Genomic DNA, 23440 nt, shown 5'->3' on the forward strand with positions numbered 1-23440 from the left:
ATACCGACATGAGTCAGCAGCCGTGCGTACGGAAGAAGACGACGATCTGGACCATGCGGACAGACATCACCAGATAGGCAAGGCCCATGGCAAACTGGAGCAGGACGTGCCACCGGAATCGACGCAGCTTATGCAGTCCATCGAAGAAATTGACCGCAATGAGCACGATGCCGAGGAACACGACGACGTAACTAAGCAGCACAGGGTTGACGAAGATATGCAGCGCGGCATCCGCGCCGCTTCGCTTCGCCGTGTCCAGGCCGGCCGCGACGACAATGGTCGCGACCAGAAGATTCCGGACGTGATCGAAGATCACGCGGACTCCGCCACGCTCGAAGAGCACTTGCGTGGCGAAGTTCAAGCGCGAGTTCACTGCAGATTGTCGCTGTCCAGGCGCGTCCTGAGGCGCTTGCCCGCGGCATCCAGGACTTTCCCGATATCCGCCCACGTGAGGTTTTCTTTTTCGACGTCCTGTCCGGCCAGAGGATCGATGACCACGGCAAGACGCTTGCCGGAGGCGTCCAGAAGCTCTGCCTCCAACGTGGCAGACGCGATGTTGAGGTTGGGTCCGGCGGTCGCCGCGTTCTTCGCCGCGCCGATGACGAAGCCGACGGGCGTATAGCCGAGAAGGCCGCGCTTCTTTTTCTCCGCGACCACGTTGGTAACGGCGAGGCGCAGCCGAAGAACGTTCGGGCCAGCGGTGTCCACCACGGGATACTTCGGCTCGAGGTTCTTGATCAGCGCCTTGCGCAGGTTCTCCGTGACTGCGGACAACTCGTTCGGATCGATGCCCTGGTAGGTGGAGTCCTTCGAGTACCAGACGAGGATCGGGTCGATCTGAACCTTGGTCAGGCCCTTGAGGCTTGCTCCTGGCGCCATGTAGATGAAGGACCCTTCGTGCTTGGGATCGGGTTGCAGCGCTGGGTAGGAGTCAAGGAATCCGCTCTGCGGAGGAGGCGCGGCTGCCGTCGCCACGGTGAGTACGAGCAAGCCGGCAATAAGGCAAAGAGCACGACGCATGGGAAGCTCCTCTAAGCCGCGCCCAGGGATGAGCTTCGAACCCCGCGTCACAGCCCGGTTCACGGCGCCGTTGTGGCGCCGACTAACGAGAAGCTTAGGCCCCTCGATCGCGCAACTCGCCGGTAGTACTACCTAGGATCTACCCCGTAAGAGTTCGGCCGAACCGCCGTTCCTGTACGATAACGATTCTCACTACGAATGGCCTCGCACCATGGTTCCCCGCGTTATCCGGTGGTTTGCTGGACTAACCCTCTCTCTCGCCCTCTCGACGACGTGCCTGGCCGCCGAACCCTACGCAGCCGACGCGCAAACGGCCTGGCGTTTGCTCGATTACATCGCCGTCGACTATGCCGGCGCGGTGAACCATGGAGCCGTATCCAGCCCCGCTGAGTACGCCGAGCAGCAAGAATTTGCGTCCACCGTCTCGGCGCACATCGCGGCCCTGCCGGAGAAAGCCGGCAAAGCCGGGCTGGTCGATCAGGCAGCCGCCCTCAGGGCGGCTATCGCGTCGAAAGCGGATCCCAAGGATGTCTCGGATGCCTCGCACAAGCTGGCAGCCGCCCTTTTAGCCGCGTATCCCGTGCCCCTGGCGCCGGCTCGTGTGCCCGACTTCGCGCATGGCGCGCAGCTGTTCCAGCAGAACTGCGTGGCGTGTCATGGCGCCACCGGCAACGGCGACGGCCCCGCTGCGAAGGCGTTGGCGACACCGCCCATCGCCTTCACCGACCAGGAGCGCGCTCGCGAGCGCAGCGTGTTCTCGCTCTACCAGATCGTGACGCAAGGCGTCGACGGCACGCCCATGCCTAGCTTCGCCAGTCTCTCCGATGACGACCGTTGGTCGCTGGCCCTGTATGTCGGCCACTTTGCCGTTCCCGATCAGATGGCCGCTGCCGGTGAAGGTCTCTGGCAGCACGATGCAACGCTGCGCACGGACGTCCCCGACCTCACCTCCCTCGTGACCACCACGCCCTCGGCTCTTGGCAAGCGCATCGGGCAACAGCAAGCTGATGAAATCATGGGCTACCTCCGTCGCCACCCTGACGTGCTCGCACCGAAGGTCTCAGCGTCGTCGCTGTCCGTCGTGCGCGAGAAGCTCAAGGCGAGCGTCGTAGCCTACCGCGCGGGTGACAAGCCGGGCGCGAGCACGCTTGCACTGTCGGCTTACCTGGATGGCTTCGAGCCCATCGAACCTCTGTTGGGCAGCCGCGACAGCACGCTGCTCGAACACATCGAAGGCTCGATGGGTGAATACCGCGCGGCGATCGAGCACCGCGCGAGTGCCGACGACGTCGCGAACCGCGAACAGGTCCTGAGCACCCTGCTGGACGACGCGGAGGCCGCGATATCACCCAATGCCAGTGGCAAGCTTTCGACCTTTATCGGTGCGGCGACCATTCTTCTGCGCGAGGGCCTCGAAGCGCTGCTCATCGTCGTGGCTATGATCGCGTTCCTGCGCAAGGCCGAGCGCATGGAAGTCATGCCGTATGTCCACGCGGGCTGGACGGGCGCACTCGCGGCCGGCTTCCTTACCTGGGTCGCCGCGACGTGGCTGATCGGCATCAGTGGTGCGAGCCGTGAACTGACGGAAGGTTTTGGTTCGGTATTTGCCGCGGTGGTGCTCCTGTCCATCGGCATATGGATGCACGGGAAATCCCAGGCTGGACAATGGCAGCGCTATATCAAGGAACGCATGGCCACGGCGCTTTCGGGCCGTTCGGCGTGGTTCCTGTTCGGTCTCGCCTTTATCGTGGTGTATCGCGAGGTGTTCGAGACGATCCTCTTCTACGCCGCGCTCTGGACGCCCGGCAGCGGTGCGGCGCTCCTGGCTGGCGCCGCCACCGCCTGTGTCGCGCTCGCGATCATCGCCTGGGCGCTGCTGCGATATAGCCGCATGCTTCCGATCGGCAAGTTCTTCGCCTATAGCTCGTGGTTGATGGCGATACTTACCGTGGTGCTCGCGGGCAAGGGTATCGCTGCGCTGCAGGAGGCAGGCATTGTCGGTATCCGACCGCTCGGTGGCGTGCCACGCATCGAGCTGATCGGACTGTTTCCGACGGTTCAGACGGTCGCGGCCCAGGTGCTTATGATCGTGGCCGTGGTTGGCGGTTTCTGGGCAAATCACCGGAAGGCACTCAAAGAGGCCTCCCGATAGATCCCTTACGCCACGGGCTGTTTCACCGGGAGTACGGACGCGCCGTAGTACTGATCGATCAGCTGCTGCCTTGAGATAGGCATGGCTATGAAATCCGCGCCGTCCCGTGCTGCAGGTGGAAGGAAGAGGATCATGGCGCCCCCACCCCGCGTCTCGAACACCTCCAGCATCACGATGAACGCGCGCAGGGAGGCCCTGGGGAGGCCTCTGACACCCCACGTGCGCGGATCCAGCTGGCCCTCGCGCATGATGCGGTCCGCGTGACTCTTGCAGTACATGAGCGGAATGTTGCGCTGATGCGTCTCAGGATGTTCCGACGCGTAGTAGCTTCCGGTGGCGATCCCGTCGCGCAACTCCATGATGGTCCAGAAGGGCTCGCCTGTGCCCGTCTCATCGGGTAGCGCCGCGGCCGCCAGGCGTTTGGCGAAGAGCGTGTCAATCGACGGCAGATCGGCGGGACTCAGCAGCTCGATGCCGTACTGTTTGGCGAGGGTGTCCACGCCCGGCAGGTACCCGCCGCGGGAAACCACCAAGCCCATGGTGTTTCCGACGTCGGCGAGTTTGAATCCGAATTCGCCGACAAGGCCCCTGTCGACAGGATGCTTTGGGTCGCTGCACTCGATGGCAACCTTATAGCGGACCCCAGCTCGCTCGAATTCGTAATAGATATCGAAATGGTGGAACGCCTGGGACCGGCCCTTGATCCTCGCATTTTGCGTTACCAGGACCCCGTCACCTTTCAACTGCAGAAGCAGCTTATAGACGAAACGGACCTCTTCTTCGAACCCCCGCGAATCTTCCAATGTCTTCCCCTGAAGCTGGCTGATGGATATTCGGACCCAGACAGGCTTATACGTCTGTCAGGGCGGTTCGGCAATGCTCCCGCGACGTGACGACTCCCAGCACATCCGAACATGCGCCTGCGCCGTGCACTGGATCCCCATATGCGTCAGCGCGACGATGGCCTCCAGGCTGTGCCCCACACGCTCGTAGTCCACGGCGTCGGCTTCATGGATGAAATCACCAATTGGCCATGACCTTTCCTTGAAATGACCGCCCTCTCCCGCTATCCAGGTGCGGCACGCTACGCACGGCGCAACGTGCCGCGGATCACACGGGTTCGCGGATTCATCGGCTGCACGTGTCCGGGCGCCGTGCGGCTTGATTGACGCGGTCCAGGGGTGCTTGTAACACCTCTGGCCCGCGCTTCTTCACCGCATTGAGAGATGGTTGCCTGCGAGGCTTCGACAGCGACGACGCACGCAACGGGAACGGCCGTATCAAATCAACTTGAAGTTGTCTGTGGGTGCTTCAAAAACGATGCTCCCGCATGAAGGCGTCGGTCAGCGAAACGACGTCGTCGAGCTTCGTATCCATGGCGAAATGACCCGCGTCGAGAATGGCGATTTTCGCCTTCGGGAGGTCGCGTTTGAAGGTCTCCGCGCCTGCAACCGTGAACGCCAGATCGTACTTGCCCCAGACGACCAGGGCCGGCAGCTGATGTTGCTTCAGCCACTGCTGCCAGGTGGGATAGGCGGTGAGGTTATTCTGGTAGTCGAAGATCAGCTCGGACTGGATGGCTGCTTCACCCGGGCGGTTGAGGTACGCGTACTCATCCATCCATAGATCGGGATCGTAGGCTTCCACGTTGGGGTCGCTGCCGATATGGCGTGCGCGCGTGGTCTCGACGAGCAGATGCGCGCGGCGGACTTCCTCTTCATGGGCATCCCGATCGGACCAGAACGCCCTGCGCTTCTCCCAGATGGCGCCGAGCCCTTCGCTGTACACGTTACCGTTCTGGAAGATCGTGCCCAGGACTGCCGTCGGCCGCTTCGCGGCCAAGCGCATCCCGACCGGGGCGCCGTAGTCCTGCATGAACAGTACATACTTTTTCACTCCCACGGCATCGGTGAACTTTCCAACGACATCGGCGAGGTGCTCGAAGGTGTAGGAGAAGCTTGCGGGTGCAGGGGCATCGCTGTTTCCGAAGCCTGGATAGTCAGGCGCCACGAGGTGGTAGCGGTCACCAAGGCGCCGCATGAGCGCGTCGTACATGCGCGACGAGCTCGGCACGCCGTGCAGCAGGAGGATCGTCGGTTTGTCCTTCGATCCTGCTTCGCGATAAGCGATTTTCACGCCTTCGACGGTCACGGTTCGATAGGACACTGAGGCCGCAACCGCGGGCGAACCGACAGCTGTCGCTGCCAACAAGGTGCCGGCGAGAGCCAGGGTAGTAAACGGGGTGTTGCGCATGCTCAGGGTTCCGAGGTGAGTGAGCCAGGTCGAGATGATGCGTGTATGGACCTGCGGCTGATCGACTGATTCTCTTTTTCTTGCTTTTTCCCACGCTGCAAGTTCTTGCTAGAACCACACACGTATACCCGCGACCCACTGGCGATCGAAGACCGCCTCGCGATCGGAGCGTGCGTAGCTCGCCGTACCGCCGAATTGCTGTTGGAACTGCACGCCGATGTAAGGCGCGAACCAGCGCCGTATCTCGTAACGAAGGCGGATTCCAAGGGTGACATCACTCACGCCTGCACCGGTTCGCATCGACCGGTCGGACTTGCCATACGCGCTCATTTCCGCTTCCGGCTGCAGGACAAGGCGTTGCGTGAGCAGCAACTCGTACTCGGCGTGAAGCTTCAGCGCCGTGCGTCCACTCGCGCCGACGTACGCCGTGGCTCGTATTTCGAACCAGTACGGGGCCAGGCCTTCGACACCGACCGCCGCCCACTGCCGATGTTCGCCACGGCCCAGGTCCTGACTGATGCCCAGTTGGGTGCCCCAGTAGGCGGAAACAGTGTGGTACCACAAGGCATCCACATTGCCCTGTTCCACCGAGTGCGTCGTGCCGTCGCCTTCCGTGCGCACCCAGAGGCGATCGGTGTCGCCGCCATACCAGCCTTCGACATCCCAGGCCTTCCCTGAGCCGTTGTGACCGGTCGTCGTTTCCAGCTGGTCGATCAGCAGCATGGCCTGCGGCGTGGCGTCGAGCATATCCATGCCGCGTAGCGTGCTCGCCGGCACCCCATCGGAATAGTCGGGGTCGCGTGCATCGGATGAAGGTTTCCCGCCCTGCATTTGCATAGGAGGCATCTGCATGGCGGGCATCTGCATGGGCGCCATCTTCACCGCCGCTTCTTGCGCGGTCGCTGTGAAGGAAAGCAGCGACGCAACCAGAACAACGGAATACCCCTTCATGACACCACCACCTGGCGGAACATACCCGCCTGCATGTGATAAAGCAGATGGCAATGCATAGCCCAGTAACCGGGTGCATCCGCCGTGACTGCATAGGTCACACGCTGGGCGGGTTGAACGTTGATCGTGTGCTTGCGTACCTTGAACGTCCCGTCGGGATCTTCGAGGTCGCTCCACATGCCATGCAGATGAATGGGATGAGTCATCATCGTGTCGTTGACCAATACGACGCGAAGTCGTTCGCCGTAACGGAAGTGGATGGGTTTTGCGTCCGCGTACTTGACCCCATCGAACGACCACATGAAGCGCTCCATGTTACCGGTGAGATGAAGTTCGACCTCGCGTCCCGGCTCACGCTGGTCGGAGGGTTTGTCGATGCTGTTCAGGTCCGCGTAGGTGAGCACGCGACGCCCGTTTTTGCGCAGCCCGACGCCGGGATCGTCCAGGTTGGTTCGCGGCATGTCGACATGCATGTCCGTTCCGGGACCGTACTCGGTACGAGCATGTCGCACCTTGGCGGGCATGGCGGGCGGCACGGGATGAGGCGCACCCATCATGTCGCTCATCGGCAACCACACACGGGTGTCCATCGCCGGCACTGCTGCCACAAGACCCTCTCGTGCCGTGAGTGTGCCTCGCGCATAGCCGGTCCGGTCGATGGACTGAGCGAAAATGGTGTATGCCCCATCGTCCGGCTCGACGAGAACATCATAGGTTTCGGCCACCGAGATACGAAACTCGTCGACCGTGATGGGCTCGATGTCCTGCCCGTCAGCCGATATCACGGACATCTTGAGGCCGGGGATGCGCACATCGAAGATCGTCGAGGCCGATCCATTGATGAAGCGCAGTCGCACCTTCTCGCCCGGCTGGAATCGACCTGTCCAGTTGCCATTCGGGGCGACGCCGTTCATCAGGTAAGTGAACGTGACACCCGACACGTCGGCAAGGTCCGCCTGGCTCATGCGCATGCGGTTCCACATGCGATACGACTTGAACGCCGGTCCCCATCCGCTCGTGCGCGCGCCCCGCATGAAGTCACCTACCGTGGGGCGTGCGGGATTGTAATAGTCGCTTTCGCGTTTGAGCGTCGCGTAAACGTGCTCGGGGTCCTCGTCGGTCCAGTCGCTCAGCATGACGACATGCTCCGTGTCGGCGGCGAAACGAGGGCTTCCCTTCGGCTCGATCACGAGGGCGCCGTACACGCCCGTCTGCTCCTGGAAGCCGCTATGCGAGTGATACCAGTACGTGCCTGCCTGACGCACCGGAAACTGGTAGACAAACGTCTCGCCGGGGGCGATGCCTTCGTAACTCAGTCCGGGTACGCCGTCCATATGTGTCGGCACGAGCATGCCGTGCCAATGAATCGAGGTAGGTACGGAAAGTCGGTTGGTCACACGCATGACCACGCTCTCGCCCTCCCGCCACCGCAGCGTGGGCCCCGGAATCCCACCATTGACCGTCGTCGCGATACGGGCACGACCCGTGTAGTTCACGAGGGCCTCGCCAACCGCGAGGTCGAAGTCGTTTCCCGTGAGTGATGACGGATAGCCTGCCACGGGCGTCGCCCACGCACGACTCGGCCCCAGCAGGCCGAGTGCGACCGCGGCGCCGCCCAGGGTCAACCCCTGGACGAAGCGTCGGCGAGATCGGTCAATGACCATGGTGCTGTTCGAAACGTCCATGACGGCATACTCAGTCAGAGGTCTAGATGCAGGGGCGCGGAGCCCGCGGCGGGAACCGCGCAACATATAAGGGCTTCGCCCGCCGGGAGAGTCATTTCGGTCGGTTGCGCGTACGCCACCGTTCCACTGATCACTTTGGTACGGCACGCGCCGCAGCTTCCACCGCGGCAGCTGTATTCCGGGGTAAGGCCGCGCTGTTCGGCCAGTTCCAACAAGCTGCCCGACGCGGGTGACCAACGTGCCTCTTTCCCCGAACGCATAAACATCACGGGTACGGACGAGGTCGCGACGGGCGCGCGTTCTTCGGTCGTCTTTGCAGGACTCGCCAGGCGCCGGAGACCTGACGGTCCAAAGGCTTCAGCGTGGATACGTTCGTCCGCGACATTCAGGCCACGTAGACCGTCATACATCTGCTGCATGAAGGACGCGGGGCCACAAAGGAAGAAGTCGTAGTCATCGAAGGGAAGCCTTTGCTTCAACGCCTCGACGCTCAGTCGCCCGGCGGCGTCGTAGTCACTGCCTTCGTCTGCCCCGTCGATATCGCCAAGGACGCGAATATGGCGTAACCCACCCTTCCCTTCGCGCACCAACGCGGCGAATTCGTTGTCGAAAGCTCGCTCGAGCTTGTTTCGCGCCGACTGGAACACCCACATCGGGCGCTGATGGCGCGTGCGAAGGCCTTCACGAACGATATGCCTGACCATGGACAGGACCGGCGTGATGCCAACACCCGCAGCGATAAAGACGGCAGGACGACGCACCGCCGCGTCAACGGTAAAAGCACCGCTTGGCGCGCGGGCCTCGATGAGGTCGCCGACGCGGACATGATCGTGCAGATGAGAGGAAACCCGCCCTTCCCGCTTGACGCTGATGCGTAGACGCGCGTCGCCCGGGGCGCTGGACAGCGTGTACATGCGTAGCAACGGATCGGCCAGGCCGCCCAGTCGCAGGCGCACCGGAAGATGCTGACCGGGAAGCGATGCCGGCAGACCCGCACCGTCATCGGGCGCAAGGTGGAACGAACGTATCGAAGCGCTCTCCTGGACGATCTCTTCGACGCGGAACGGGCGCCACTGCTGCGCAAGCGCTGCTGCCTTCAGGCGCGCTTCCGCGTCTTCCCAACTTCCGGTAATCGCCACATTGGGCGAGGTTCCTTGATCGATCTCGGTCCAGCGCAGCGGCAACGCCCGCTCGCGGTGAATGACGCGACGCGGGCGGAACCGCCACAGCCGCTCCGCGCCGAGGAACACGGCGATCTCGGGTGCATCCAGTACAACCTCGGCATGACCGGTCATCTGCAGGACATCACCGCTGTGGAAGTCGACAAAAATCAGTCCCGCACGCGGGTTGATCAGGAAGTTTCCCAGCGTGTTGAAGAAGAGGTTTCCCGAGAAATCGGGAATGGTCAGGACACCGTCTTCGTCGATGCGCACGAAGCCAGGCTTTCCTCCCCGGTGAGACGCGTCGACCTGCCGGACACCATCGCGCACGACATAGGACGCGACATAGAACGAATCGGCCGCGGATATGATCTTCTTCGCGCGGTCGTCCAGCAGGTCGGTCTCGGCGACCGTCCCGGGGCCTGTGTCATCGAACCGGTAGTCACGTAGCTGAATGTATTGCGGACAATTGCCATAGCTCTGTGTCGGAACGATCTCGAAGCCATCGTCGCCGATCCGCCGGACGTTGCCGTTGAGCCGGTTGCGCCGCCTGGTATGCAGCTCGATCCCGAGCATTCCGATACCGTCGCCATCCTCCATGCCGGCGTCCGCGGGATCGTTCGGATCTCGTGGCAGCGTGACGCGCAACATGCGTGGCACCGGCGATTGCATGAACCCCGGTTTGCCTGCGCGCAGCGTCGCCCAGACGTCACCTGCCGGATCCACCGCGCCCAGCACCACGAACGGAAGCTGTGCGTAGAACTCCCGGTGCTGGTCCGGCATATAGTCCCGGGCCATCTGTCGCTGGCCCGGAACCTTCATGCGCTCGACCACACCCACGCTGGCCTGCAGCGTCAGTTCACCGTCGTGCCACGGAGACGGCATGAGAGGTGAGATGGGCGTGTCCATGACATCGGATCACGCAGCCAGGCCGACCGGCGTCTTGTCGAAAGCCAGGAAACCCTGCAGCGCCTCCACGCGGCCCAGCCAGAGAAGCACGTTCGGGTATCCCGACAGGTCGACGTTGCCTTCAGGCGCCGCGGAAACATAGCTGTAGAACGCCACATCCGCGATCGTCGGCCGGGTACCAGCCAGCCACTGCCGGGCGGAAAGCTCGCCGTCGGCAACCGTGAGGAGCGCATGCGCTTTCTTGATCGCCGTCGCAGCATCGAGACTGGCGCCGAACACGGTCACGAGCCGAGCCGCGGCCGGACCGTGAGCGACTTCGCCCGCCGCAACCGACAGCCAGCGCTGTACGGCGGCAGCCTCAGCGGGTCCTTCGGGCGACCAATCCTGCCGTGCCTTGACCTTGGCCAGGTAAACCAGGATCGCATTGGAGTCGCCGATGACCGTGTCGCCGTCGACCAGCACGGGGACCTGGCCGAACGGGTTCATGGCCAGGAACGATACGCTCTTGTGCTCGCCCTTCATGAGGTCGACGAAGACGGGCTCGTAGTCGATGCCCAGCAGGGACAGGAAGAGGCGGGCACGGTGCGAATGCCCGGATAGGTTGTGGTAATAGAGTTTCATCGACTGACCTGGAATGGTTAGGGTAGGAGTTCCCTAGGTGTGGGTGCGCGTTTTCAAAGGGGAACGGCCAGTTTCGCTAATCCGTCCTTTCGCGAGGCGAAACAATCCCTGCCTCGAGGTCTTCGAGGATCGGACAGTCCGGTCGGTGGTCGCCGTGGCAGTGGTTGACCAGATTCAGCAACGTCTCCCGCAGCCCGGTGAGCTCGTCGATCTTCCGGTCGAGAACGGCAATATGCTTTGCGGCGAGGGACTTGACCTCCGCACTCGCACGCGTCCGGTCGAGCCACAGTGCGAGCAGGCGTGAGACCTCATCCAGCGAGAAACCGAGGTCTCGCGACCGACGTATGAAGACCAGGGTATGCAGGTCATTTCGACCGTATAGCCGGTATCCACTCTCGCTGCGTGTGGCAGGGCCGAGCAAGCCGATCGATTCGTAATGACGAATCATCTTGGCGCTCAGTCCGCTGCTTTTAGCCGCCTGACCGATATTCATCCGGATATCTCTCTTACCAAGGTGGGACGCCAGGTTTTAAGTAGCAACGCGTTGCCGACGACGCTGACGCTCGACAGGGCCATCGCCGCACCCGCAACTGCCGGATTTAACAGGCCAAAGGCAGCGAGCGGGATGCCGATCACGTTGTACACGAAGGCCCAGAACAAGTTTTGTTTAATCTTCGCGTAGGTCCGTCGGCTGATATCCAGTGCAGCAGGCACGAGTCGGAGGTCTTCCCGCATGAGGGTGATGCCGGCGGCATGCATCGCCACGTCGGTGCCACTACCCATGGCGATGCCGATATCCGCCGCTGCCAGGGCGGGCGCATCGTTGATGCCGTCGCCGACCATGGCGACCAGCCCGTCACGTTTCAGCTCCACAACGACCGCCGCCTTGTCCTGGGGAAGGACTTCCGACCGCACACTCCGGATACCCAGCGCAGCGGCGACGGCCTGTGCACTGCCTCGGTTGTCACCCGTCACAAGGTGGCTGGAGACGTGCTGTCGGGACAGTTCGGCCACCGTCGCGCGAGCCATGTCACGCACCGTATCGCCAAAGGCCATGAGGCCCAGAACGTTAGGCGAAGCGCCCTTTGCCATAAGCCAGGAGACGCTGTTTCCTTCGGCTTCCCACAGGTGCGCTTGCGCCATCAGTGAGTGGCCTTCCAGGCCTGCTTCCCGGAGCATGCGGGTGCTGCCCATCGCCAGCATGTGTCCCTCCACGCGGCCCTCGACGCCGCGGCCCGCCAGTGCCCTGACCTCCTCGGCCGGTGCCAGGAGCAGCCCCATGGCGTCGCACGCTGCCACGATCGCCCGGGCCAGCGGATGTTCGCTACCGCGCTGAAGCGATCCCGCCATGCGCATCAGTTCGGCTTCATCGCCGTCGGCGGCGGCCATGTGGACCACTCGCGGCGCGCCGGAAGTCAGGGTGCCCGTCTTGTCGAAGACGACCGAGGTCACGGCGGGAGCGCGCTCCAGTGCCTCGGTGTCCTTGATAAGGATACCGAAGCGTGCTGCTACGCCCGTGCCGGCCATGATTGCCGTCGGCGTGGCCAGACCCAGCGCGCAAGGGCAGGCAATCACGAGGACAGCGACCGCATAGATCAAGGCATTTTCCACCGAGGTACCGGCCAGACGCCAGCCCACGAAGGTGACCAGGGCAATGACCAGCACGGTGGGCACGAAGATCCGGCTGACCTTGTCGACAAGCTTCTGGATGGGCGCCTTCGACGCCTGGGCGTTTTCCACCATGCGGATGATCCGCGACAGCGTCGATTCAGCGCCCAATGCCCGCGTCCTGACAAGGAGCCGCCCAGCTCCATTGATCGCACCGCCCGTTACTTTGTCGCCCTTCTCCTTGGATACCAGGAAGGTCTCGCCTGTCAGCAGTGACTCGTCCGCCTCGCTCATACCTTCCAGTACATCGCCATCCACCGGAAAACGTTCACCCGGCTTCACCACGACCACATCATTCACACGGAGAGCCGATACCTCGACCTCGCGCTCTTCGTCCTGGTGCAGGAGGGTGGCACGCGCAGGCCGCAAACCCTCCAACGCGCGAATCGCACTACCCGTCTGTTGCCTGGCACGGCTTTCCAGGTACTTGCCCATCAGAACGAGGGCAATCACCACCGCGGAGGCTTCCAGGTACAGATGCGGCATCGACATCGACCGGACGTTGACCGCGTTGTAGACGCTCAGCCCAAAGCCTGCGCTTGTCCCGATCGCCACCAGGAGGTCCATGTTTCCGCTACCGGCTCGCAGCGCTTTCCAGGCAGCCACATAGAAACGTCCGCCAAAGACGAACTGCACGGGGGTGGCGAGGGCAAACTGAAGCCAGACCGGGAGCATCCAATCCACGCCCCACGGCCGCAGCAGCATCGGCAGAATCAAGGGAATCGAGAGGACAACGCTTGCGATAAGTGCCCAGCGCTCGCGCCGTTGGCGTGCTTGCTTCAGGTCAGCGACAACCTCCACATCCTCAATGCTGTGCGCCCCGTAGCCTGCGCGCTCGATGGCCGCGAGAAGCACCGCCGGGTCGATCCCGCCCAGCGTTTCAATACGGACGCGTTCGTTTGCAAGATTCACGGCGACGCGGGCGACGCCCGGAATCCGTTCCAGCGCCCGTTCGACGTGCAGCACGCACGAGGCACAGGTCATGCCTTCGACAGCGAATTCCGTCAGTTCCATGTCCCGAGTGATCCCGATGTCATTCATGGCCCACCTCCCTGGCCGCACCATCGGTGATACACCGGGCGGAATAGCCGGCGTCCTCAACGGCGGTGACCAGGGCGGTGACGTGAATGCCAGCGAGGGCGTGCACCAGCGCGCGTTTTCGGGCGAGGTCCACCTCGACCTTTTCAACATGCGGTACGCCGTCCAGCGCAGTCGCCACGTGGCGGGCGCAGCTGTTGCAGGTCATGCCGTCAATAGCCAGTTCAACGGGAAACGTGATCATGGGTCGACTCCAGTGGGTGAATACCCGCTAGGTTCGACCTTCCCATCGTGGCAAGGTCAAGCCCCTCGTTACGAGGGTTCATGGCCATCAGCGCAACGAGCGATCCTCTCGCAGGACCTGGCAAGCGAAGTCGACGAAGGCACGTACCCTCTGCGATGTGCGCCTGCCCTCGTGATAAACCACGTTGATCGGCAACAACGTGGTCTGCTGGTCGGCAAGGACCTCCACCAAACTTCCCGAAGCAATGTGCTCGGCGACCATATAGGACGCCACCCGGGTCATGCCGAAGCCATCCAGCGCTGCCCCGATCGCTGCGTCGTTCGTGGAGACGATCAGGCGTGGCTGGACCCGAACCACGGTCGTCCGGTCGTTGCTCGTGAAACGCCACTCGTACGAAGGCGTCATGCCCGTGGCCATGACGATGACGTGCCCCGCCAGGTCGGCAACCGTTTCAGGCACGCCGTGGGTCGCCAGATAATCGGGCGATGCACAGACCACGCGATGCAGATGCCCGACGGCGGCCGCGTGATAGTTCGAATCGTCCAGCGGGCCGATCCGGACGGCGACGTCCACCCCCTCATCGATCAGGTTGACCAGTCTATCCAGGAACCGACACTCGATATCGACCTCGGGATAGCGCCTCAGGAAGGCGGTCACGATGGGGATGATTCGCATGCGACCGAACAAGGTCGACGCGCTGACCACGAGACTTCCCCGGATCGCTGCGTGGGAGCCAGCGGCGGATTGCTCGGTCTCGGCGACATCGGCAAGGATGCGCCGGCAGTCGGCGGCGTATTGCGCGCCCGTCTCCGTCACCCGGACCACGCGGGTCGACCGGTTGAGCAGGCGCACGCCTATCGCTTCTTCCAGGTCGGTGACCGCCCGTGTCACGACCGGGGGCGAGACCCTTAGTTTTCGCGCTGCAGCGGCAAAGCCCTGCTCGTCGAGCACGGCCAGGAAGATCTCCATGGCCCGGAATCGATCCATCGTCTGTCGCCTTCAGGAAGTCGTGGCCGGCGGTTCCCAGAGTTCCACTTTGTTGCCCTCGGGATCCATGACCCAGCCAAATTTGCCGTACTCGGAGTCGTCCGCCTTTTCCAGCACGTGACAGCCCTCGTCGCGTAGCGCCTGGAGCAAGGCATCAAGATCCGCCACGCGGTAATTGACCATGAAGGTCGAGGTACTTGGCGCGAACTGATCGCCACCTGCCTTGCCTATCGACCAGGCGGTGGTTCCCTTCACGGGATTGCCCGCGTCGTCGACCCAGTCGAACGCGGCACCGCCCCAGGACTGGACGTCGATACCGAGATGTTTCTTGTACCAGGCTTGCAATGCCGCCGGGTCGCGCGCGTGGAAGAAAATTCCGCCGATACCTGTCACTCGTTTCATCTGAGCCTCCGCGATGTAAATATCACAACAGCTTTCGATAGACGATAAAGCCAGACCTCTCCGCGTGCTCGGTTCCGTGTCCGTTTTATGCAGCGCTCTCGGCGATCTTGCGCAACTGACGCTCGAACTCTTCAGGTGGCTGGCCGCCCGAGATCAGGTACTGGTCGTTGATGATGACAGCCGGCACGCCGGTAATGCCGCGACTCTGCCAGAGCGCTTCATCCCGACGGACTTCCTCGGCGTAACGATCGGACTCCAGCACCGCGCGAGCTTCCGCCTGGTCCAGGCCCACCTTGCCGGCCGCCGCGACGAGGGCGTCATGGTTGCCCGGGTCGGTCTGGTCGGTGAAGTTCACGACGAACAGCTGGCGCTTCAGCGCGTGCTGCTTTCCCTGCGACAACGCCCACGCCAGCAGGCGATGCGCGTCGAAGGTGTTGTAGATGCGGGTCGAGTCCGAGGTGTTCATGGTGAAACCGAGCGCCGCCGCGCGCGCCTTGATGCGCTCACGGTTGACCCGTGCCTCGTCGGCCGGAATGCGGTACTTCGCGACGATATGTTCGACCGTATTTTCACCACCCGGCACCATGTTCGGGTTCAGCTCGAAGGGATGGAAGGTGATCTCCGGCTCGATGACGTCATGCAGGCGCTCGAGTGCGGTCTCGAGGCCGCCGAGGCCGATGACGCACCAGGGGCATGCGATATCGGAGACGAAATCGATCTTCATTTTCTGGGGCATGGGGGCAAGCACCTTAGCGTTTGTGGGCGATCGTACACCTCCCAAGCCGTGAGTGGCCCGGACGACAAACCGCTCCAAGATGACGGCCACATTGGCTCGGTATGCTCGAAAAGCAAGGGGAACCGGTAGCCGCCCAATACGAGACACCCGCCATGAGCGCCCCTGCTCCGCTGCCTTTCGAGATGACACTGGAAATCGTGATCGTTCCCGTCACCGACGTGGAACGCGCAAAGCGCTTCTACGCCAACCTGGGCTGGCGGCTCGACATCGATTACGCCGCACCCGACGGCTTCCGCGTGATCCAGTTCACCCCTCCCGGCTCAGGCTGCTCGATCATGATCGGTAGCAACATGACGCCCGCGTCGCCCGGGTCCGTGCGGGGGCTGCATCTGGTGGTGGCGGATCTCGCCGTCGCTCGCGCCGAACTCATCCGGCGCGGCGTGGAAATAAGCGAGCCCTTCCACAACGCCGAAGGCATCTTTCACCGGGCGGACGACTCCACCAGCGTGGCCGGCCTCAACTCCGATCGGAAGAGTTATGCCTCCTACGCCAGGTTCAGCGATCCGGACGGGAACGAATGGTTGATACAAGAGATCACCGCGCGCCTGGGTGGCCCGCTCGAAGAGGGCGACCCGCGCTTTACGCCGCAGATCGTGAACTTCATCCGCCACGGGGCGCCGTAGGATCGGAGCATGCCGCTCGAGCGCACCCGTTACTATGCGTGTTTTCGCGCACAAAGCGGATGCCATGCCAAGCTCTATGTTCACCCGTTTGCTAACCGCCGTACTGGCGTTCGCTGCCGTGCCGGTCATAGGGCCGGCCGTAGCCAATGAGCTTGCGGCACCGCCAGCCGTCGCTCCGGTTCCTTCCAACGGCCTGGCCACCACGCCACCCATGGGCTGGAACAGCTGGAATCATTTTGCCGGCCGGATCACGGCTGCCGATGTGCGTGCGATGGCCGACGCCATGGTCGCCAACGGCATGCGCGACGCCGGATACGTCTACGTCAATATCGACGACACCTGGGAAGGCGATCGGAACGCGGCCGGTGACATCGGGACGAATGCCAAGTTCGGTGACATGAAGGCCCTCGCAGACTACGTGCACTCGCGCGGGCTCAAGCTCGGCATCTACTCGTCACCGGGGGCGAAAACCTGCGCCGGCTTCGTCGGCAGTCACGGTCACGAGGACCAGGACGCGCGCCAGTTTGCTGCCTGGGGCGTCGACTATCTGAAGTATGACTACTGCGGCGCCCGTGACATCTACCCGGTCACCCAGCGCAACCAGGAGATGCTCTTCCGCAAGATGGGCGCGGCCCTTCGCGCGGCGGGCCGACCCGTGGTCTACAGCCTCTCGCAGTCCGGCGATTTCGACATCTGGCGATGGGGACCGCAGACCGGCGCCAACCTTTGGCGCACCACGCCGGATATCAGCGATAACTGGGAGTCCATGTCGCAGCGCGGCTTTCGTCAGCTCGATCTCAGCGCGTGGTCCGGTCCGGGTCACTGGTCGGACCCCGACATGCTGGAGATCGGCAACGGCGGCATGAGCACGGATGAGTACCGGACGCAGATGAGCTTGTGGTCGATGCTCCCGGCACCCTTGCTCGCCGGCAACGACCTGCGCACGATGGATCCCGCGACGCGCGACATCCTGCTCAATCGCGAAGTGATCGCCGTCGATCAGGATTCGGCCGGACGTCCGGCGCGGCGCCTTGAACGCCAGGGCGACGTTGAGGTGCTCGTGCGCGATATGGCGGATGGGTCAGTGGTCGTGGGGTTCTTCAATCGCGGGGAGAAGGCGACGGCTCGGCTGTCCTGGCAGACGCTGGGAAGCCGCTTCGGGAAATCAGCTCAGGCCCGTGATCTCTGGCAACACACGGCCATCGATACGGGTAGCCCGTTCGTCACGACGCTTCCCCGGCATGGCGCCACCCTGATTCGTGTCGGCGCAGGTCAGTAGGAGCCACCGCCGGTCCGTCGGTTCCTGCGGCAGGCAACGCGGATAGTGGGTGCAAGACACAGGCGGGGTTTGGCGGAAACTTATCTTCCTAACGGTGACGGCCACCTTGGGAGAGGCAATGAACACTGCTGCCAACGCCATGAGCGCGGAACAACGGCTCGCCGAATCGGGCATCGTCCTCCCTCCCCCGCCGTCGCCGTTCGGCTCGTATGTGGAAGCCGTGCGTACCGGCAACCTCGTCTACTTCAGCGGCATGGTTCCGGTCTGGGGACACGAGCCGCGAGTACGTGGCCGGATCGGTGCGGACCTGACAACGGAACAAGGCAAGGAAGCGGCGGAGCAGGCCATGCTCAGCGGATTGTCGGCTGCTCGGGAGTTCCTGGGGTCTATAGATCAGGTCACCCGCGTGATCAAGGTTGCCGTTTACATGTTGACGACGCCGGACTTCATCGAGCATCCGAAGGTAGCGGATGGCGCTACGGATCTGATGGAGAGACTCTTCGGCAAGGAGAAGCTTCCCGTCCGCCTGGTTTCCGGGCTTGGCAGCGCGCCACTGGGGATGCCGGTGATAGTCGAGTTCGTGCTTGAGGTGGCTTAAGCCATCCGAAGGGATTTACCGCGTGTAGTGGTATCGGCACTGGGCGACCTGGATCACCGTGATCTTCTGCGGCCGGGCCTGCCCTTTCGCGGGTTTGTCCATGTCGAAGAGTCGGTAGACCAACCGATGCTCCAGCGTGATCCGGCGAGACCACCAACCTTTCCACTCACCTTTTAGAGGCTCGGGCTTACCAAGCCCGGTCCACGGCGTGCGCCGGATGTTTTCGATCAAGGTGTTTACGGCGTCGACATTCGTGGGGACGTGCTCTTGCCAGGCGACATAGTCCTCCCATCCCTGGTTCGTCCACCAAAGGTCATCGCTGTTTTTTACGCACCGCACCAGGCATTCCTTTTAGACGCCACCCGGACTTAGAACGCGGGCCTCTGTCGGCAATGACATGTCGGCCTCGACCATCGCGGCCTGCAATCGGATCGCATTGGCGGCGCTGCCGAATAGATACAGCGTCTCCTGCAGCGAGTTGTAGTCGCTAAGGGACATCACGACAGCGTCTTCAGCGTCACGGCGCTTGATGAGAGTGACGTCGTGATCCGTCGCCACGGTGTCGAGCACCTCTTTGAGGTTGCTCCGGGCGTCGGTGAAATTGATGGTCCGCACAAGCCACTCCCACATGTACGGCTTTCCGTACATGTTCGAGCCTAGCGCAGGCCCTGACTGATCCGCAACTTTGCCTTGCCCATCCGCAGTGGCTCCGCTAGATTTTGCGAACAGACCACCGTACAGGGGGCATCGCAACCGCGATGCTGCGGCAGGTCCAGACGGGGCAAGGGATTGAGTCTCCAAATCGATTGCGTGCGGATGCGCCGACCGATCCGCTCAATGAGCGCGGGTCTCCTCCTTCTCGCGGCGGGACTGGCCTCTGGGCAATCACCAGCAACTACAGGTTCGCCCCAGGACAATGGGCCAAGGCTGGATCGCCTACCGATCCACGTGGTTGTAGACGAAACGACGCGATCGATCTACAGAGTGCGCGACGTAGCCTCCATCACCATGCCAAAGGATCTCGACGACGTCGACGCTGTCGTGGCTTTGACCAAGGGCTGGCTGGACGACCATATGGCAGCCTCGCTCGCATGCCTTCATTACCGCTACAGCCTCACGTTGCGGTCTCTCTCATCGCAATGGCTCGTCGCCACTCAGCTCGGTAGCTCCGAATGCGGCGATGGCGAGTCGACGCCGTCCGATATCGAAAGCTTCCTATGGAATCGCGCGTCGGGCAAGGAAGTGTCGCCTTGGGACTGGCTTGCCGAGAGCGCACCGGCAAATACGCCGGGACCAGCCCTCCAGGCAATCATCATGAAGTTCACCCGATTCGACAGCGCGCCTTCGGATTGCCGCGAGGCGATCGAAAGCAATGCGGAATACGTCGTCTGGCCCACCTCACGTGGCCTGGTCTTCGAGGGCATGGTCTATTCGTCACGCGCCTGCCTGTTCGAGACCGAGGTGCCCTACGAAGCACTTCGCCAGTTCATGACCAAGGCCGGGCTGGATGCCGCGGCGTCTTTCCAGCACGAGAAGGCACGCGACTTGTATGACGATGGACTGCAATGAGCAACGGTGCCTTCATCGCGCTCATGCTTCGAGGCGCTGTCTTCGCAGTAGGCCTCATGACATGCCATGCACTTCACGCGAATGACGCGCCCGTGCGTCCGCCGACCACCGGCGTCCTGGCCGATGCGGCCCGCTCTCATACCTATGTGGGCGCATTGACCGCCGGCTGGCGTAGCCTGCTCGATGCACACGTGCCCAGGGTAAATCTCTATCTCGGCATGAGTGACGACGATGCGCCGGAGCCGCTCCGCTATGCCGTAGCCGCCACAACGTCGCAGGGGCGTCCCATTGAACGCGCCGATGGCTCGATGGTGGTTGCTTCCTGCCGTCCCGGATCCTGTCAGGAAAAGGGCATGGTCTGGGCATCGAGCGACGGCGTGGTCGTGGGTGCCCTCGTGCATTTCTACTACAAGGCCCCAAAAGCGCCGATGAGTCCCGCGTTGTTGATATGGTCCCGCGACGTCAAGGCCAGCTCCCTCCCGCACGGATTTACCATGGCGCTCGAGGAATGGCTTCGCCAGCCCGTCTCAGTCGCCGGATTCCATGCGATCCGAATGGTGCAGCCGGATGGCACGATTGTCGATGTCTCGCCAGCAGGCTTGTTGCCGTGAATCACCGGCTATCGATCCTTGCCATGCTGCTCGGTATCGCCACGTGCCTCACGCCCTACCGCGCGCAAGCCGATGAGCCGTGCTGCGATGAGGCGCACGGATTCCATCGATCGGGTCCGCTTTATTTAGGAATACCGGTCGACCTCGACACGCACAGAAGCTCTCCCGGGCGCCACGGCTTCCTCGTTGCCATGGATGGCGCTGACCCGTTGCTGTCGGCCTGCAGGCACCAGGGAGATATCTGGATTGCCGGTAGCGACCAGCCACAGACGTGCCACGGCGTCACGAAAGGCGAGGCGCTTGCCATGCTGGACATCGACCCGAGCAGGGCCGCGCCCCGCGGCGATGACTTGATGCTGCCGACGGTGCTTTCGACGTCGAGATTCTCCATGCGGAAGGCGATTATCTCGAATGCTTCATCGACCGACGCAGATCTCATTCGCACCGTGGAACCGTCGATTCCGCCGACATCTGTGATTGAAGCCCTCAACATAGGTAACAAGGGCCAGCCTCTGTACCTTGAAGGCAGCCGTCATCTCAAGGATGGAAACGGCGACGACGCATGCGCCACGACAGCTCGAGCCGTGTTCGTAAAGAACAACGGAAAGGTAACTCGTCTCGGCACGCTCCCTAATCAGCCCACAGCCGTGGTGACCGCTGATCGGCAGTATCTGATCGTGCCGGTCGACTGTGGCAAACGGGTCGGTGTCTGGGCCATAGGCGCGAAGCTTGAGCAGGTCGGCTATCTCGATAACGGCTACGAGTATGGCGGCTAGCATGCGAACTCTTGTCGTTTTCCTTCTGTTAGCAGCCCTTGCTGCAACCGGCGCTTCAGCTTCATCCGGCCAACAGGCGGAGAACTCGCCGCCTGCGTCTGCCAAAGCGACGGAGGTTCCCTGCGAAGGCGCCACCTCACCCATACCGGGCATCGATGCCCGTGGGGACATCGACTCGGACGGACACGACGAAGTGGCGGCCGTTACGTACTGCGGGGCGGGCGATGACATGGAGATAGTCGTTTCGAAACGTGACTCAGACGGAGTGAAGCGCGTCATCACAGCCACGGGGACGTGGGGCCGCGACAACATGCGTCACGATCAGGTCGCCCTGCAGCGGGGATCGTTAACTTACTCAACAAACTGCAACGGCTCGTGCGGAGATCAAACCTGGTCAGAAGACTTTACGTTCCGTTTCGAACGAAAAGCCTTGGTTCTCGTAAGCATCGAGCAGTCATGGATGAACAGTGACGGCAGCGCCTACGGAACCAGGATCAGCCTCTTGAAAGGCTACGCTACTCACTTCCGCAAGAAGGGCTCGCGAGAGGTTGAGCGTCGCACTACGTTCAAGCCTGCCACTGTTAGCTTCAACGAGTTCAGCCTGGATGCGATGCACGACGTTATCGACTCGACCCCTGGCATGCACGGGTATGTCGACGAGCATTTTCATTTTAGGGAACAGTGATGACAAGGACGACGGGGACATCGGTCCGACGGAAGGCCACAATCTGGGCACACATGGCGGCGATCCTCCTGTCGTTCTCGATGATCGGAACGGCAATGGGAGCTCCGCGCTGGGATCAGGGCGTGTTCTACGGCCCAGGTGGCGTCGGCACCGGAGGAATATTCCTCGCTTGCCTTGATCCATCGGGCCCCTCTCGATACGTGCTCGGGCGGGATGATGTCCATCAAGTCGTACCGGACAACGACCGCTGGCTGGAGCGCAGCAATTCGGGCGTTACGGGTATCTGGAATATCGAGAGTCCCTACGACGGCGTAGCTACCAGGAGCTGGCGAACGGATCCGGTGACTTCGGTCCGGAATGTGTTGCAGATCGACAAGATCGTATTCCCGGTGGACGTTGACATCGATTGCTCGACGCTGCGGACTGGCAATGCCACGGAACTCAAGATCAGGCCAGTCAAGGGAACGAAGCCGCTGAAGGCGATCGGCGTCTATGCGGGATCACGGTCCACCTGCGCCATCCTCGACGATCACAGTGCCCGCTGCTGGGGCTCCGAACTCGGCCTGATGGAGGGGAAAATTCCCGTGCCCGGTGTGGCAGCCATGGGCGGCCTCAATGGAAACGAATGCGTGATTGCGCGAGGCGGCGAGGTCAGTTGTTGGGCCGACAGCAACGTGGTTCTCAAGACGCCGCGTAAGGTTCCCGGCCTGGCCCACGTCAAGAGCCTTGGCAGGGGAACAGCACTGTGCGGCATAAGAGACGACAACAGCCTGTTTTGCACGGACGCGAAGGGGCATGTGGGCGCCGTCCCAGGCGTGCCTTCGGCTATCGATGTGGCGGGCGATACCACTTACGGTGCCAGGCACTGTGCCGTGGTACCCGGTGGGGATGTGGTCTGCTGGGGTGACCTTGCGATTCACAACCCGGTCGGCGAGGAGGAAGCCCTCGTTAAAAGCGAACCGCCTACGCGTGTTTCCTTCGTACACGATGCGGTGAAGGTCGTTGGAAGCGACTGCGCCCTGCTGCGAGATGCATCGATCACCTGTTGGCAATACCGCCCCGATAGCGAGGCGGTCGCCATCGTCCCAAGGAAAACAGCGCCGCTGACTGGCTTTCGGGATATCGGCAGTGGCGGTGACACGTGCGGCTTGCTCATCGATGGCAGGGTCAAGTGTCGGCTGTTCGATCGCCCGGTCCTTATTCCTGGCGTCGAACACGCCATCGCGATCAGCGTCGGCGTGGACCAGGGCTGCGCCGTCATCGAAGGGGGTGGTATCCGCTGCTGGGGACAAAACGGATATGGCACCCTGGGCAGTCTCGCGAATCGGGGTGCTCCCACCTACGACGACTCGCAATACGCTTCTCATGCACCCATCGGATTTGTGAACTATCGCGAGGATGATCGGTAGCGAC

The 23440-nt window shown here is 62.5% G+C and carries 25 protein-coding genes; 9 read left to right on the forward strand and 16 right to left on the reverse strand.

Annotated features, from left to right (window positions below):
* Window positions 1–13: 13 nt before the first annotated feature.
* Together HB634_RS03435 and HB634_RS03440 are read right to left on the reverse strand one after the other, a co-directional pair.
* On the reverse strand, window positions 14–373 hold the full coding sequence (locus tag HB634_RS03435) for a hypothetical protein (protein WP_213947552.1): 360 nt from the start codon (window positions 371–373) through the stop codon (window positions 14–16).
* The gene (locus tag HB634_RS03440; RefSeq protein WP_213947553.1) at window positions 370–1020 is read right to left on the reverse strand and encodes a DUF3313 domain-containing protein; all 651 of its coding nucleotides are present in this window, start codon (window positions 1018–1020) and stop codon (window positions 370–372) included. The genes HB634_RS03435 and HB634_RS03440 overlap by 4 nt, the downstream gene beginning before the upstream one ends.
* Window positions 1021–1231: 211 nt before the next feature.
* On the opposite strand from HB634_RS03440, the gene HB634_RS03445 reads away from it, so the two are divergent.
* Window positions 1232–3172: a cytochrome c/FTR1 family iron permease gene (locus HB634_RS03445; RefSeq protein ID WP_213947554.1), complete on the forward strand. Its 1941-nt coding sequence runs from the start codon at window positions 1232–1234 to the stop codon at window positions 3170–3172.
* Window positions 3173–3177: 5 nt separating this feature from the next.
* On the opposite strand, the gene HB634_RS03450 is transcribed toward HB634_RS03445, so the two are convergent.
* From HB634_RS03450 to HB634_RS03500, 12 genes are all read right to left on the reverse strand, one after another.
* Complete coding sequence (locus HB634_RS03450) at window positions 3178–3975, reverse strand: hypothetical protein (protein WP_213947555.1); 798 nt, start codon at window positions 3973–3975, stop codon at window positions 3178–3180.
* Window positions 3976–4483: 508 nt separating this feature from the next.
* Entirely contained in the window at window positions 4484–5425 is a 942-nt protein-coding gene (locus tag HB634_RS03455) for an alpha/beta hydrolase (protein WP_213947556.1), read from the reverse strand.
* A 108-nt stretch (window positions 5426–5533) separates the two neighbouring features.
* Window positions 5534–6376, reverse strand: coding sequence for a copper resistance protein B (locus HB634_RS03460; protein WP_255548330.1), 843 nt, complete (start codon window positions 6374–6376; stop codon window positions 5534–5536).
* Window positions 6373–8061 (reverse strand): copper resistance system multicopper oxidase, encoded by a 1689-nt coding sequence (locus HB634_RS03465; protein WP_276571515.1) that lies wholly within the window; start codon window positions 8059–8061, stop codon window positions 6373–6375. The genes HB634_RS03460 and HB634_RS03465 overlap by 4 nt, the downstream gene beginning before the upstream one ends.
* Window positions 8062–8075: 14 nt before the next feature.
* The gene (locus HB634_RS03470) at window positions 8076–10130 is read right to left on the reverse strand and encodes a pyridoxamine 5'-phosphate oxidase family protein (RefSeq protein WP_213947557.1); all 2055 of its coding nucleotides are present in this window, start codon (window positions 10128–10130) and stop codon (window positions 8076–8078) included.
* A gap of 9 nt (window positions 10131–10139) precedes the next feature.
* Entirely contained in the window at window positions 10140–10751 is a 612-nt protein-coding gene (locus tag HB634_RS03475; RefSeq protein ID WP_213947558.1) for a glutathione S-transferase, read from the reverse strand.
* A gap of 76 nt (window positions 10752–10827) precedes the next feature.
* Window positions 10828–11244 carry a Cu(I)-responsive transcriptional regulator gene (gene cueR / locus HB634_RS03480; protein ID WP_213947559.1) on the reverse strand — a complete coding sequence of 139 codons (417 nt, stop codon included), beginning with the start codon at window positions 11242–11244 and terminating at the stop codon, window positions 10828–10830.
* Entirely contained in the window at window positions 11241–13484 is a 2244-nt protein-coding gene (locus HB634_RS03485; RefSeq protein WP_345777454.1) for a heavy metal translocating P-type ATPase, read from the reverse strand. Before HB634_RS03485 ends, cueR begins: the two co-directional genes overlap by 4 nt.
* Window positions 13453–13701, reverse strand: coding sequence for a heavy metal-associated domain-containing protein (locus HB634_RS23010; protein WP_276571516.1), 249 nt, complete (start codon window positions 13699–13701; stop codon window positions 13453–13455). The genes HB634_RS03485 and HB634_RS23010 overlap by 32 nt, the downstream gene beginning before the upstream one ends.
* An 87-nt stretch (window positions 13702–13788) precedes the next feature.
* The gene (locus tag HB634_RS03490) at window positions 13789–14688 is read right to left on the reverse strand and encodes a LysR family transcriptional regulator (protein ID WP_213947560.1); all 900 of its coding nucleotides are present in this window, start codon (window positions 14686–14688) and stop codon (window positions 13789–13791) included.
* A 12-nt stretch (window positions 14689–14700) separates the two neighbouring features.
* The gene (locus HB634_RS03495) at window positions 14701–15090 is read right to left on the reverse strand and encodes a VOC family protein (RefSeq protein WP_213947561.1); all 390 of its coding nucleotides are present in this window, start codon (window positions 15088–15090) and stop codon (window positions 14701–14703) included.
* 85 nt (window positions 15091–15175) lie between these two features.
* A complete protein-coding gene (locus HB634_RS03500; protein ID WP_213947562.1) occupies window positions 15176–15826 on the reverse strand; it encodes a DsbA family oxidoreductase in 651 nt (216 codons plus the stop codon).
* A 152-nt stretch (window positions 15827–15978) separates the two neighbouring features.
* Here HB634_RS03500 and HB634_RS03505 point away from each other — a divergent pair, with 152 nt between their 5' ends.
* The 3 genes from HB634_RS03505 (at window position 15979) to HB634_RS03515 (ending at window position 18386) form a co-directional block, all read left to right on the forward strand.
* A complete protein-coding gene (locus HB634_RS03505) occupies window positions 15979–16509 on the forward strand; it encodes a VOC family protein (protein WP_213947563.1) in 531 nt (176 codons plus the stop codon).
* A gap of 64 nt (window positions 16510–16573) precedes the next feature.
* Window positions 16574–17788 (forward strand): glycoside hydrolase family 27 protein, encoded by a 1215-nt coding sequence (locus tag HB634_RS03510; RefSeq protein WP_213947564.1) that lies wholly within the window; start codon window positions 16574–16576, stop codon window positions 17786–17788.
* 118 nt (window positions 17789–17906) lie between these two features.
* Window positions 17907–18386 carry a RidA family protein gene (locus HB634_RS03515; RefSeq protein ID WP_213947565.1) on the forward strand — a complete coding sequence of 160 codons (480 nt, stop codon included), beginning with the start codon at window positions 17907–17909 and terminating at the stop codon, window positions 18384–18386.
* A 15-nt stretch (window positions 18387–18401) separates the two neighbouring features.
* On the opposite strand, the gene HB634_RS03520 is transcribed toward HB634_RS03515, so the two are convergent.
* Together HB634_RS03520 and HB634_RS03525 are read right to left on the reverse strand one after the other, a co-directional pair.
* The gene (locus HB634_RS03520; protein WP_213947566.1) at window positions 18402–18725 is read right to left on the reverse strand and encodes a Txe/YoeB family addiction module toxin; all 324 of its coding nucleotides are present in this window, start codon (window positions 18723–18725) and stop codon (window positions 18402–18404) included.
* Between the two features lie 12 nt (window positions 18726–18737).
* Window positions 18738–19001 (reverse strand): type II toxin-antitoxin system prevent-host-death family antitoxin, encoded by a 264-nt coding sequence (locus tag HB634_RS03525; protein ID WP_213947738.1) that lies wholly within the window; start codon window positions 18999–19001, stop codon window positions 18738–18740.
* Between the two features lie 369 nt (window positions 19002–19370).
* Between HB634_RS03525 and HB634_RS03530 the strand changes: the two genes are divergently transcribed.
* The 5 genes from HB634_RS03530 to HB634_RS03550 are packed head-to-tail and all read left to right on the forward strand — an operon-like array spanning window position 19371 to window position 23436.
* On the forward strand, window positions 19371–19955 hold the full coding sequence (locus HB634_RS03530; protein WP_063572225.1) for a hypothetical protein: 585 nt from the start codon (window positions 19371–19373) through the stop codon (window positions 19953–19955).
* The gene (locus HB634_RS03535) at window positions 19952–20566 is read left to right on the forward strand and encodes a hypothetical protein (RefSeq protein ID WP_213947567.1); all 615 of its coding nucleotides are present in this window, start codon (window positions 19952–19954) and stop codon (window positions 20564–20566) included. The genes HB634_RS03530 and HB634_RS03535 overlap by 4 nt, the downstream gene beginning before the upstream one ends.
* 23 nt (window positions 20567–20589) lie before the next feature.
* On the forward strand, window positions 20590–21342 hold the full coding sequence (locus tag HB634_RS03540; RefSeq protein ID WP_213947568.1) for a hypothetical protein: 753 nt from the start codon (window positions 20590–20592) through the stop codon (window positions 21340–21342).
* A gap of 1 nt (window position 21343) precedes the next feature.
* Window positions 21344–22027, forward strand: coding sequence for a hypothetical protein (locus HB634_RS03545; protein ID WP_213947569.1), 684 nt, complete (start codon window positions 21344–21346; stop codon window positions 22025–22027).
* A gap of 53 nt (window positions 22028–22080) precedes the next feature.
* A complete protein-coding gene (locus HB634_RS03550; RefSeq protein WP_213947570.1) occupies window positions 22081–23436 on the forward strand; it encodes a hypothetical protein in 1356 nt (451 codons plus the stop codon).
* Window positions 23437–23440: the final 4 nt, after the last annotated feature.

Origin of the sequence: Luteibacter sp. dw_328 (genome assembly GCF_018449605.1) — a bacterium.
Classification (GTDB): Bacteria; Pseudomonadota; Gammaproteobacteria; order Xanthomonadales; family Rhodanobacteraceae; genus Luteibacter.